The organism is Glaciecola sp. SC05 (assembly GCF_041380235.1).
GTDB lineage: Bacteria > Pseudomonadota > Gammaproteobacteria > Enterobacterales > Alteromonadaceae > Glaciecola.
Genome location: NZ_JBGIYY010000012.1, coordinates 22,771 through 35,887 on the forward strand (window position 1 = coordinate 22,771; position 13,117 = coordinate 35,887).

General features: G+C 44.2%; 9 protein-coding genes. 1 reads left to right on the forward strand and 8 read right to left on the reverse strand.

Annotated features, from left to right (window positions below; translation table 11 throughout):
* Nucleotides 1-4: 4 nt before the first annotated feature.
* A complete protein-coding gene (locus tag AB9H30_RS11925; RefSeq protein ID WP_371194896.1) occupies nucleotides 5-1,300 on the reverse strand; it encodes a peptidoglycan DD-metalloendopeptidase family protein in 1,296 nt (431 codons plus the stop codon).
* Between the two features lie 208 nt (nucleotides 1,301-1,508).
* On the opposite strand from AB9H30_RS11925, the gene tyrS reads away from it, so the two are divergent.
* The gene (gene tyrS, locus AB9H30_RS11930; RefSeq protein WP_371194897.1) at nucleotides 1,509-2,708 is read left to right on the forward strand and encodes a tyrosine--tRNA ligase; all 1,200 of its coding nucleotides are present in this window, start codon (nucleotides 1,509-1,511) and stop codon (nucleotides 2,706-2,708) included.
* Nucleotides 2,709-2,806: 98 nt separating this feature from the next.
* On the opposite strand, the gene AB9H30_RS11935 is transcribed toward tyrS, so the two are convergent.
* From AB9H30_RS11935 to gltB, 7 genes are all read right to left on the reverse strand, one after another.
* The gene (locus AB9H30_RS11935; RefSeq protein WP_371194898.1) at nucleotides 2,807-3,670 is read right to left on the reverse strand and encodes a helical backbone metal receptor; all 864 of its coding nucleotides are present in this window, start codon (nucleotides 3,668-3,670) and stop codon (nucleotides 2,807-2,809) included.
* Between the two features lie 25 nt (nucleotides 3,671-3,695).
* Nucleotides 3,696-4,604, reverse strand: a complete 909-nt coding sequence (locus tag AB9H30_RS11940) for a cobalamin biosynthesis protein (RefSeq protein ID WP_371194899.1) — start codon at nucleotides 4,602-4,604, stop codon at nucleotides 3,696-3,698.
* 58 nt (nucleotides 4,605-4,662) lie between these two features.
* On the reverse strand, nucleotides 4,663-5,355 hold the full coding sequence (locus AB9H30_RS11945; protein ID WP_371194900.1) for a 5'-methylthioadenosine/adenosylhomocysteine nucleosidase: 693 nt from the start codon (nucleotides 5,353-5,355) through the stop codon (nucleotides 4,663-4,665).
* Between the two features lie 89 nt (nucleotides 5,356-5,444).
* On the reverse strand, nucleotides 5,445-6,047 hold the full coding sequence (locus AB9H30_RS11950) for a DUF2726 domain-containing protein (protein WP_371194901.1): 603 nt from the start codon (nucleotides 6,045-6,047) through the stop codon (nucleotides 5,445-5,447).
* A 110-nt stretch (nucleotides 6,048-6,157) separates the two neighbouring features.
* Nucleotides 6,158-6,598, reverse strand: coding sequence for a hypothetical protein (locus AB9H30_RS11955; RefSeq protein ID WP_371194902.1), 441 nt, complete (start codon nucleotides 6,596-6,598; stop codon nucleotides 6,158-6,160).
* Nucleotides 6,599-6,848: 250 nt separating this feature from the next.
* Nucleotides 6,849-8,264: an FAD-dependent oxidoreductase gene (locus tag AB9H30_RS11960; protein ID WP_371194903.1), complete on the reverse strand. Its 1,416-nt coding sequence runs from the start codon at nucleotides 8,262-8,264 to the stop codon at nucleotides 6,849-6,851.
* An 18-nt stretch (nucleotides 8,265-8,282) separates the two neighbouring features.
* Nucleotides 8,283-12,749: a glutamate synthase large subunit gene (gltB, locus tag AB9H30_RS11965; protein ID WP_371194904.1), complete on the reverse strand. Its 4,467-nt coding sequence runs from the start codon at nucleotides 12,747-12,749 to the stop codon at nucleotides 8,283-8,285.
* Nucleotides 12,750-13,117 lie beyond the last annotated feature (368 nt).

Sequence of the window (13,117 nt, forward strand, 5' to 3'; positions counted from 1 at the left end):
TAGATTACTGCATAGCAAGCATAATGCGTTTGTTATTCTCTAGTAGTGACATTTGTTTATCTGCAATCAACAGAAACTTATCTTTTTCTTTCTTATCAATAGGGTCTGCTTTAGGTAGTTCCACGGTTCTTGGATTACGATGAACGCCGTCAACGAGAAACTCATAGTGCAAATGCGCGCCGGTTACCATGCCTGTTGACCCCAGATAACCGATGACTTGCCCCTGCTTAACCCATTCTCCTTCTTTCACTGCTCTGCGTGTAAAGTGCAAATACTTTGTTTGATAGCGCTCGCCATGCTGAATAAACACATGATGGCCATTAAAACGGTCGTACGCAGAGCGTATCACTTTGCCATTCCCAGCGGCCATTACGGGCGTGCCAACCGGAGCGACATAGTCTACGCCGCGATGAGGCTTGATACGTTTTTGTACTGGATGAAACCGCTTTGGGTTAAAATTAGAGCTAACATGACTAAAATTGATTGGTGCACGCAGAAAGCTCTTGCGCATGCTGCGACCCTCGGGCGTATAATAATTGCCGTCGGTGTACTTTATTGCGGTAAACACGTCACCTTGATTTATAAATTCTGCTGAAACAATATCACCATAACCAATGAACTCTCCATCGACATAAAGCTCTTCAAACGCCATGTTGAATGAATCTCCCGGTCGAATTTCTTGTGCAAAATCGATATCCCAACCAAATATGCCCGCCAGCTGCATAATTTTACTGTCAGTCAGACCGGCGGCTATACCGGCATTCCAGAAACTGCTTTGAATAGTACCTTGAGCGAAATTAAGCGAAGTTTCTACCTGCTTGGTTTCGATACTGCTGACAAAATCGGTGTCTTGCGCCTTTATCATTAATGTTTCGGTGTTGCTAAGCGGATATTTTAACGAAACGAGTTGACCAGCTTCATTTATTTGCAGATATACAGAATCACCTGGACGAATCCTACGCAGGGTTCTTGCGTATTCGCCGGCATTGTCGAGTTTGTAGGTCGTTTGCGGTGATTGCTTATGCTTAGACATTATTTTTGCTAAGGTATCACCGCGGCTGACCTTGTGTGTAATATAGTTTTCAGCTTCAAAAACCGCGTCATCGATAGCGGCACTGGGCTCAAAAACAGGCATCGGCAATTCGTATTGCATGCCAGGTATAAGCTCGATTGCTCTGACCTGTCGGGAGGCCTCAGCTTCATCAGACGGCCAAAAAATCATCAAAATCAGCAGCACACCAGATACACCTAAAATAATCTGATGAAGTTTTGGAAGATGTTTTATTGTATTGTGTATCATACGCTCGTAAAATATCGACAAGTCAAAAATAAGAATATACCGATTTTAGTCTCGTTTCCAGTCCAAAGGTTCACTCTGCCACTTATTGCTTTATCGGCTTTTATAGTGCTTTCTAAAACCTCGGCATCTGCTTGCTAAAATAATCTGTAAACATCGATAACAGCGTGCGCATTGCGGCGTTATAAAAATCAATAAGTAGGACAATAAAATGGCCAGTTGGGAAACAGCGTTCGCAGAAATAAAACGCGGATCAGATGAAATTTTAATAGAAGAAGAGCTTATTGAACGTCTTAAGACCTCTAAGCCTCTGAAAATCAAAGCTGGTTTTGATCCAACCGCGCCAGACCTGCATTTAGGTCATACTGTTTTGATTAACAAACTCAGAACATTTCAGCAGTTAGGTCACGAAGTAATATTCTTAATTGGCGATTTCACTGGATTGATTGGTGATCCCACTGGTAAAAATGTCACTCGAAAGCCCTTAACTGAAGCCCAAATTTTAGAGAACGCGAAGACCTATCAAGACCAAGTATTTAAAATTTTAGACCCAAATAAAACGACTATTCGCTTTAATTCAGAGTGGATGAACAAGCTTGGCGCAGCCGGGATGATTAAACTCGCAGCCAGCCAAACCGTCGCCAGAATGCTTGAACGAGACGATTTTAAAAAGCGTTATGCTAATGGACAACCGATTGCCATTCATGAATTTCTGTATCCTTTAGTTCAGGGCTGGGATTCAGTTGCTTTAGAGTCCGACGTCGAACTAGGTGGAACCGATCAGCGTTTTAATTTACTAATGGGACGTGAGCTTCAAAAAAGCCAAGGACAGCCCCAACAAACGGTCTTGATGATGCCTCTGCTTGAGGGCTTAGATGGTGTTCAAAAAATGTCTAAGTCACTCAATAACTACATTGGTATCACCGATGCTCCTAACGACATGTTTGGAAAAATTATGTCTATTTCAGACGAGTTAATGTGGCGTTATTTTGATTTACTGAGCTTTCGACCTATCCATGATATCGAGCAACTGAAAACTGATGTTGAAGGGGGCAAGAACCCTAGAGATATAAAAATTGAACTGGCCAAAGAGCTAATTGAACGCTTTCATACTTCAGAAGACGCTGAGTCTGCGCATCAAGACTTTATTCAACGATTCCAAAAAAACGCAATTCCAGACGATATGCCTGAGGTCTCTGTTGCATTGCCAGATGAGGGTATTGCGATTGGTAACTTATTAAAAGAGGCGGATTTAGTCAGCTCTACCTCGGATGCAATGCGCATGATTAAGCAAGGAGCTGTTAAAATAGACGGCGAAAAAGTAGACGATCCCCGCTTACTCATATCTGAAAGCGGAACCGCAGTTTATCAGGTAGGTAAGCGTAAATTTGCAAAGGTGACTCTGGCATAATCAGGTTTGACCCGCTTGCATAGGGGGCCACCGACGATTTATTTGATGTTATCAGAATTGTATTCGAGCACACCTTAGTATTGCATATTTAGCAAGCGTCACTGCTCTGCTTTGATTATAGATGTCGTAGTATTTTCCGAATATGCGCTTTCGCACGTTCGCGTCATTTCATTAATAGCGCGTGGCGTAAAACGATGCAGCATATCTGGGTTGGCCACTATTATGTCAGCGCTAAGCATTGACCGATGTTCCGTCCATTGAGCTAACAAATAAGCTTTGTTTTTATTTGAGGCTGCAATTATTAATTCAGGCTGATGCCTAAGCACCTGTGCAATGCTCACCTGTGGAAACGGCGCAATTGAGTCAACAAATATATTGTTTAATCCACATAATCTTAGCAAGCTATTAAGCCATTTATCGTTGCCAAGAGCTAGCAAGGGCTTATCACTTAAATAGTAGAACACCGCTTTGCTTTTGCTTTGATAGTCTTGCTCTAAGCGCTGCACTTGCTCAGCAATACTTCCAAGTAAAGGTTGCGCCTGTAGGGGGGCATTCAAGAATTCCGCAATCGCACTTATATCGCTAAGCAAGGAATCTACATCAGTTACCTTTGATTGATAAACCGCAATGTTGCTGCTGATTAATTTGCGTATATCGCTGTCTTTATTCCCTCCCTGCCATGCCAATACATGAGTGGCTTTTAATCTCAACACCTCGGCGATATTTGCGCCCTGATAGCTAGCGACTCGGGGAAGCGTTTTTGCCTGCTCTGGATAATCACTAAAATCACTCACAGCCACAAGTTGCTCGCCCAGACCTAATAGAAAGACCATTTCGGTTAAGTGCGGAGCCAAAGAAACAATACGCATTTCTGGATCTGGTAATTCGGTGTTATCGCCATTATATGCAAGTGTGTTTTTTACAGAAGATAATGCTTGGGGGTGAGCACTTGCTGTTAGCATGAGTAAACCTAGTATGAGTATTGTCCTAAGCATAAAGACCCCATGAAATAACCAGAAGTAAGCATAGAAAGCCTGCGGTTGCTCTCAAGCCAAGCGCAAGTACTTTCAGTGAATCATTTAAATTTACTTCCTCTGTGTGATTGAATTTAGTGCGCCTTACTTTATGACCCTTATAAAATAATGGGCCGCTGATGTTTTTACCTAATGTTCCCGCCAGTGCAGCAAGGGTAAAGCGACCATTAGGACCGAACAATACCGTAGTGCTAAAAATCATTTTTAGGCTTTTGAATGATGATTTTGAAAAGCTAAGCAACAATAGTAATGTACAAAATAACCGTGTTGGGATCAATTGAACGATCGCGCAAATAGAATGGCTAAGCCAGCCAAAACGAGAAAATCGGATGAGCTTTATATTCCAGCTCTGACTCGCTTCGTAACACAAACGATAGCTTAACGCCGCAATTGGGCCAAGCAAAACAAAGCAAAACATCACCACTGCTTGTTGATATACCAATCGGAGCGTGAACATTTCTATGTTCGCTTTGTTCAGGCCTACTTCCGAAAGCGGAGCCGTATCGCGCAGAACCGAGGGTTGAAGTAAGTCTTTTGCAAGTTGCTTCTTGCTGCCCCGAAGCGCATTTTTAATCAGTACCATCAGGCGAATTTGCTGACTAAATTGCAGACACAGGTACAAGATAATTGCATCAAATAGCCATCCATAAAAAGCAAATTCTGCTATTAGGCTAACGATAATGACGATTGGTAAAACCAGCGTGATAAGCCCAAGCGCACCAGAAATGTAATGTTGTTGAGTTTGCTGACTTGGTGGCAGCACTTTATCTGCCATGCGGTCGCATACAAAACGGAAAAAAGCGATAGGATCTACGGAGCTGCTAATGGGCAAAAAGCGCTCCACTAACCATGCTAGAATCATTATGCACCAAATGATTACGCCCGGTGAGTATAAAAGTGCCTGCAGGCTGTCCAAAAACTTACAGCCTTTTTATCATACCTAAAACGAGCATTGCAGAATGTTTCGCCGCTTTTTCAAGATAGGTCTCAAACGATACTGTCGATGTTTTCCCTGCAATGTCAGACAAACTGCGGATCACCACGCATGGGGTATCCATCATATGACAGGTTTGAGCAATTGAGGCACCTTCCATTTCGACAGCTTTCATACTTGGGAACGCTTTGCGGATCTCAGCAGCGGCTTCGTCGCTCCCGATAAAGCTATCCCCACTGCATATCAAGCCCGTTTTCACCTGAATATTGTTGAGTTCTTGTGCCGCCTCATAAGCTAAGCCACTTGCGGTGCTGTCAGATACATAATGTCGAGGCATGGATGGCACTTGACCGCGCTCATAGCCAAAATGGCTGACATCTACATCGTGATACATTAGTGAATCGGCAATGACGATGTCGCCAATGTTAAGATCTGGATCAAAGCCACCTGCTGAGCCGGTGTTGATAACCAAGTCTGGAGCGAACTGATGAATAAGTAGTGCAGCTGCTAATGCTGAGGCGACTTTACCAATACCACTTTGTGCGAGGAAAATTTCGTGAGCGTTAAGTTTGCCCACAAATACATCTAAATGCGACACACTCACGGTTTTGCAATCGGCTAACTGCTCCTGCAATAGTGTGATTTCCTCTTCCATAGCTCCAATAATGGCGATTTTCATAGTATTAACTCAATAGAATAAATATTTGAGCGTCATGATAGACGCATCATTAATAAATACAAGGACATATCAAAACCGTGCGGGTGTTTTTAAGCCGCTACGCGACGGCTCGCACTCAATGGGCGGGTAGGACGTTTGGTAGTTTGAAAGATACTATTTTGTGTCTGAGTTGACGGTGAGAAGGGTATTTTGCCCTGTCTGCGGCGAAGTGGTATAAGCTTGGCTTCTATGCATTCACGAATATCCGCAACGGTGTATCCGCCTTTGGCTTTTATGCGCACATGGGGTATTGATGCGGTATCGAGTGCGCCATTTACAAAAAAATCTCGCTGCGTGTTGTGGCCATCTTTGCCTAAGCCATATACCAGATCGATAGCCATTACCGGCGTCATATCTTTGCGGTCGCACAATACAAAGTCGAGTTGTTTACCGCCAGCTCTTAGTAAGGCGCTGTTTGCAATTTTGCGATCGGTATTGCTTCGCAGAGAGAGGAGATCGGTTAATTTAACTCTCGATAGGACTCTAAATTCGTCGCCAACCGACTGTTCGATTAAGCTTAAAAACTGTCGTTCAGCTGAGGTAAATAACTGCTTCTTCCCAGCAAAGGGAAAGTCGACTTTACTATCGTTTAGCTTGACTGCTAACACAGAAACACAAATTAATACGGCCAACAAAATAATGGCAATTTCCATGAGGACTCCAAAAGTGTAATAAGCCGACAATTCGGCACATCAGATTAACTTACTGGAGATTTTGCAAAGCCTATGCCAATAAATTTACATAGGCAAAATATTTTGACACTTTATTGAGTCGGGTCTTGTTTAACCAATATGTCAACTTGGCTACCAGCGCCGTCTGCAGAGACGATGACGGTAATATTGTTGTCCTTTGACTGTATCAAGTATCGCTGCTTACTAGCGTTAGCAGTTTGAAACTGGCCGTTGTTTTGATAAAAGTCTACGACACTTTGTGGCGATTGCGGTACATACAGCACCATACTAGCAGGCAAGTCGGTGGCAAAAATCTGACAAAGTTTGCCGCCAACAGGGATTGGAACTTGGAAAAACTCAGCAGGGCATGCTTGGCTGTTAAAGGCTGTTACAGCGGATTGTTCTGGCATATCGCTAGCTTGAGCAGCCATTGTGTTTTCCTCGTCAAGTGAGGAATTTTGCGCAGTGGCGGCTACTGATAAGAAACAGGCGAGTAGTAAGAGCAGGCCTTTTGTTTGTTTAAATAACATCAATAAGTATCTCATTTAATAATCGATTTATATCTATATATCGGAACAAAGCTGATTAACATTATCACCGTATAGCAAAACCAGCTCAGATTGTCAGATTGTCGAGTACTTTAAACTCTGTATTGCTGCGGTCGGGTGTGTTTAGCTGACTTTAGGTATGCAATCTAATATTTATAAATGGGAGTGTTTGAAAATTTGCCCCCTTGGTCACCTTCGAGGTGAGCAACAGGGGGCAATTGTTCAGTTTGTGAACTTATACTTCTAAATAATCGAGAATGCCTTCGGCTGCTCTTCGGCCTTCATCTATAGCGGTTACAACAAGGTCCGATCCTCTGACCATGTCGCCTCCGGAAAATATTTTTGGGTTAGACGTTTGAAATGGAAAACGACCTGCCCCTGGCGCCCGGACGCGACCTTTTTCATCGAGGATGATGCCTGCATCGCCAAACCAACTAGCTGGGCTTGGCGAAAAACCGAACGCAATAATCACCGCATCAGCTTTTAGGACATGAGCGGAGCCGGGTATCTCAACTGGCTTACGACGGCCTGCCAAGTCGGGTTCACCCATTTCAGTGCGCACCATCCTCACACCCACTGCAGCGCCGTTTTCATCAACGGCAATGTCAATTGGCTGCATATTAAACTGAAACTGTATGCCTTCTTCTTTGGCATTTGTTACCTCTTTGCGAGACCCAGGCATACTTTTTTCATCTCGACGATAAGCGCATATAACCGACTTTGCGCCCTGTCTAATTGAGGTTCTTACGCAATCCATTGTGGTGTCACCACCACCTAGCACAACGACTGTTTTATCGCGCATATCAATAAAGTCTGCCGGAGACTTTTCTAATCCCATTATGCGATTTGTATTTGCGATCAAGAAAGGTAAAGCTTCGTATACGCCTTTGGCTTTCTCGTTTGCAAATCCACCCTGCATAGCTTTGTAGGTCCCCATACCAAGAAATACCGCGTCATACTCCTTCATCAACTCAGTAAAGTGTATGTCTTTGCCAATTTCTACATTCAGTCTGAAGTCTACTCCCATGTCGGTGAAGATTTCACGACGTAATTTAATCACTTCTTTTTCTAACTTAAATGAAGGGATCCCAAAGGTTAGCAAACCACCAATTTCTTCGTATTTATCAAATACGATGGGTTTCACGCCATTGCGGACCAAGATGTCTGCGCAGGCTAATCCTGCTGGTCCGGCGCCGATGACAGCGACCTTTTTATCGGTCCACTCAACGCCAGACATATCTGGGCGCCAGCCCATTTTAAATGCAGTGTCGGTAATATATTTTTCAATACTGCCAATAGTTACCGCTCCAAAATCGTCATTTAAGGTACATGCGCCCTCACATAAGCGGTCTTGTGGGCAAACACGGCCGCATACTTCAGGTAGGCTATTGGTCTTGTGAGACAGCTCTGCAGCTTCAATTATTTTTCCTTCGTTGGCTAAATCTAGCCACTGTGGAATGAAATTGTGCACAGGGCACTTCCACTCGCAATATGGATTTCCGCAATCAAGGCATCGGTCGGCTTGACCGGCTACTTGGGACGAGGTCATCGGCTGGTAAATTTCGCCAAATTCTTCAGTGCGCATAATGATCGGCTTTTTGGGCGGATCGATTCTCGCTACGTCTACGAATTGATATACATTTTTCGCCATCTTATTACTACTCCTTGGCTACTGTGCTTGAAGGCGCAGTTCAGCGCTTGAGCGGCTGATGTGACCTAATAGGCTCTTCACATCACTGGTTTTTGGCTTCACTAACCTAAAGCGCTTCATTTCTTCAGCAAAATTCATCAATAGTTCCAATGAATGAGCACTTCCGGTTTCTTCATAATGCTCGTTAATCATTCCGCGCAAATGCTCAGACAATATCACTTTATCCTCGATTCCTTGAACGTCAACAAGTTCATGATTGACGCGCTGTTCAAGGTCGTCAAATTCATCATAGAGGTAAGCAAAACCGCCGGTCATGCCCGCACCAAAGTTGACACCAACACTACCAAGAATAGCCACAATACCGCCGGTCATGTATTCACAACCGTTGTCGCCAATACCTTCAATAACCGCAATTGCCCCAGAGTTTCTTACAGCAAAGCGTTCTCCAGCGCGTCCAGCGGCATAGAGCTTCCCGCCAGTTGCACCGTATAAACAGGTGTTGCCCATGATCGCACTGTTATGTGCATCGAAGGTTATACGAAGCGGCGGATGCACTACTAACTTACCGCCAGCCATGCCCTTTCCGACGTAGTCATTGGCGTCTCCTACTAATCGCATGTTCAAGCCGCCGGCATTCCATACACCAAAACTTTGGCCGATAGTGCCGGTCAACACAACATTTACCGGTGAGTCGTCGACCCCTGGGTTGCCGTAACGCTTGGCGATAAATCCAGATAGCGTAGCACCGATTGAGCGGTCAGTATTGCGAACGTTATATCGCAAGTTAATCGAGGTTTTCGACAAAACCGCTGATTCTGCATCTGCTACCAGTTGTTTATTTAAAGTGCCTTTATCAATGGGTGAATTGGTTACTTCTGAACAAAACAACTTTGTATGATTGCCCGCTTTCGGCTTCTCAAGTAGAGGAGACAAATCCAGTTTAGCCTGTTTTGCCGTTTGTCCATCAAGAAGCGTCAACAGCTCAGTTCGACCCACTAAGTCTTGGAAGTTTTTAATTCCAATACTGGCCATTATTTCCCGAACCTCTTGCGCTACAAACTTAAAATAATTCATGACCATGTCAGGTAGGCCAATAAAGTAATTTGCACGAAGCTTTGCATCTTGCGTTGCAACACCGGTGGCGCAGTTATTCAGGTGGCAAATGCGTAAGTATTTGCAGCCTAATGCCACCATTGGGCCAGTGCCAAAGCCAAAGCTTTCGGCACCTAAAATGCCTGCTTTGACAACGTCCAAGCCTGTTTTTAAGCCACCGTCTGTTTGCACTCTTACTTTGTGTCTTAGGCCGTTTTCAACTAATGCTTGCTGTGTTTCAGCGAGTCCTAGCTCAAATGGGCTACCGGCATACTTTACTGAGGTGAGTGGACTAGCACCTGTGCCGCCGTCATACCCTGAGATTGTAATTAAATCAGCATAAGCTTTCGCTACGCCGGTTGCGATCGTCCCCACGCCTGGTTCAGATACTAATTTGACAGAAATGAGCGCCTTTGGATTGACCTGTTTTAAGTCAAAAATAAGCTGTGCCAAATCTTCAATTGAGTAAATGTCGTGGTGGGGCGGCGGTGAAATCAAGGTCACGCCGGGGACCGAAAACCTCAGTTCAGCAATATATTTGTTTACTTTGTCACCGGGCAACTGGCCGCCTTCGCCGGGTTTTGCGCCCTGAGCCACTTTTATTTGAATCACATTTGCATTCATCAAATAGTGTGGCGTGACACCAAAGCGACCGGATGCCACCTGTTTAATTTTTGAATTCTTTTCGGTATTGAAGCGCTTTGGATCTTCGCCGCCTTCACCAGAATTCGACTGACCGCCTAAGCGATTCATGGCAATAGCGAGTGCTTCGTGGGCTTCGGGGCTCAATGCGCCAATCGACATAGCAGCGGTATCAAACCTTGGAAAGAGCTTTTCAGCGCTCTCGACTTCGCTAATGTCTACGGGCGGTAAATCATATTTTAAACCCATTAGATCTCGCAAGTGACTGGGGTTACGGTCATTTACTAAAGAGGCAAACACCTGATAGTCACTGTATTCACCACTAACCACTGCTTGTTGTAAGGTCTTTACCACATCAGGATTATAGGCGTGGTACTCACCGCCATGCACGTATTTTAATAAACCGCCGTGAGATATCGTTTTTCGTTTAAGCCATGCAACACGAGCGGCGTTGACCACATCTTGTTCAAAGTCTTCAAAGCTAGCCCCCTGAATACGACTGGGGATCCCTTTGAAGCAAAGCTCTACTACTTCTTCGTTGATACCAATCGCTTCAAACAACTTAGAGCTACGATAGCTGGCAATGGTGCTAATGCCCATCTTAGACATGATCTTGTATAGACCTTTATTAATCCCTTTACGATAATTCAAAATAGCGTTTAAAGGGGGAAGATCTAAGTCTTTTAAGTCGACCATTTGTTCAATGGTTTCGTAAGCTAAAAATGGATATATTGCGGTAGCGCCTAGCCCAATTAACACTGCAAAGTGATGAGGGTCACGCGCCGATGCTGTTTCAATGACAATATTGGCGTCGCATCGTAGCTGGTTTTCAATGAGTCGTCTTTGGACCGCTCCCACGGCCATTGCTGCTGGTATTGGGAGTTTGTCTTTGCTGATGTGGCGGTCGCTTAAAATCACAAATGCCGCATTTTTTTCTTTTACTGCCGCGACCGCTTCGTCACATACACGGATGATTGCCGCTTCTAGCCCTTCTTCTAAGCTGTAATTAATGCTTATCTGCTCATAATGATAATACTTAGCATCGTACTCTTTGAGCTGTTTTAAATCGGTGTACATGAGTACAGGTGAATCAAATAGTACTCTGTGTGCATAACCGCTGGTTTCATTGAACACGTTTTGTTCGCGGCCTATGCACGTTGCTAGAGACATTACGTGGTTTTCACGAAGCGAATCAATCGGCGGGTTGGTAACTTGTGCAAATTGTTGTCTAAAAAAGTCATAGATCGTACGCTGCTTTGAAGACATAACGGCCATCGGGGTATCATCACCCATGGAGCCGACCGCTTCTTGTCCATCCTTAGCAAGAACCTTTATGATTTGCTGCATTTCTTCATAACTATAGTTAAATAGTTTATGGAATGTTGCCATTTGAGCATCATCAAAGGCGCGCTTGCCGATTTGCGAGGCGTCTACCTCTTCGATGGGCGCTAGGCGTTTAATATGCGATTTAATCCACTGAGCATAGGGATGACGGTTTTTAAGATCTTCGTCAATTTCGGTAGAGCGCCAAATTTTACCTGTATGGGTATCAACGGCGAGCATTTCCCCAGGACCAACGCGGCCTTTTTCAACAACATCCTCTTGCTTGTAATCCCAAATGCCGATTTCGGAGGCTAAGGTGATCAAATTGTTTTTTGTGATGACATATCGTGCTGGGCGCAAGCCGTTACGATCAAGATTACACGCAACATGACGGCCGTTTGTCATCACAATACCGGCCGGACCATCCCATGGCTCCATATGCATGGAGTTAAACTCATAAAATGCGCGAAGGTTAGGGTCCATAGTTTTATTGTTTTGATAGGCTGGTGGCACTAGTAAGCGCATGGCTCTGAATAAATCCATACCGCCGGCCAAAAATAACTCGAGCATATTGTCTAAGGAGCTTGAATCTGAACCTGTTAAATTGACAAAGGGTGCCGCGTCTTTCAAATCGGGGATAAGCGGTGTGGCGAACTTATTTGTCCGTGCAATTGCCCAATCTCTGTTGCCTTTAATGGTGTTAATCTCACCGTTATGGGCTAAAAACCTAAAAGGTTGCGCTAGCGGCCATTTCGGTAGAGTGTTGGTAGAAAAACGTTGATGGAATACGCAGATAGAAGATTGTAAATCAGGGTCTGCCAAGTCAAGATAAAACGCCGGCAAATCGCGCGGCATCACAAGGCCTTTATAAATCGTGACTAACGCTGACAAACATGCGACATAAAAATCTTCGTCATGCACAAGCTCTTTTTCAACGCGACGTCTTGCCATATATAGTCTGCGTTCTAAATCAGGGGAGGACCATCCACTCGGAGCATTTACAAAAATCTGTTCAATTTGTGGAACACCAGTTTTCGCCAGATCACCGAGCACGCTTTCATCGGTAGGAACCTCTCGCCACCCAACCACACTCAGCATTTCTTTTTCGAGCTCAGCATTAAGTAATGCTCGCGACGCATTTGCTTTTATTGGGTCACGACTCAAAAATATCATACCTACGGCATAGTTAGCGTTGAGTGACCATTGGTGTTGGCTTGCAATTTTCTTAAAAAATGCATCGGGCTTTTGCAAAAGTAAGCCGCAACCGTCGCCGGTTTTACCGTCGGATGCAACACCGCCGCGGTGCTGCATGCGGTCAAGGCCTTCTATCGCCGTGGTAACTAAGTTATGGCTAGGCTCACCCTGAATGTGGGCAATCAGCCCAAATCCACAGTTATCTTTAGAATCAGTAATATGATACAAACCCATTTTTTACTCCTTGACGCTCTCAATTGTGCGCCGCACAAACGTATGTTGTTTCGCAAACGGCCATGACGTCTAACTTATCGTCGACCTCAAATTTTCTTATTGTTTTGTCGTTAGTTTGCGGTATGAGGATACGAATGCGTATCGCATTATTATGCACTTTACTAAGCGGGTTCTTGACGTTACCTATTTCCCTTTGAGAAATCAATTATCACCATTCAAATTCTTTATGTTCATCAAATAAATTAAAGCTAAAACATTGAATTTAAATAATATTAAATTTTTCATAAATTAAGCGAAGATTCCCTTATGAAAAACTAATTCGTTAAATTTATGTGAATTTTAGTTGCAAGCACAACTATATTTTGTGA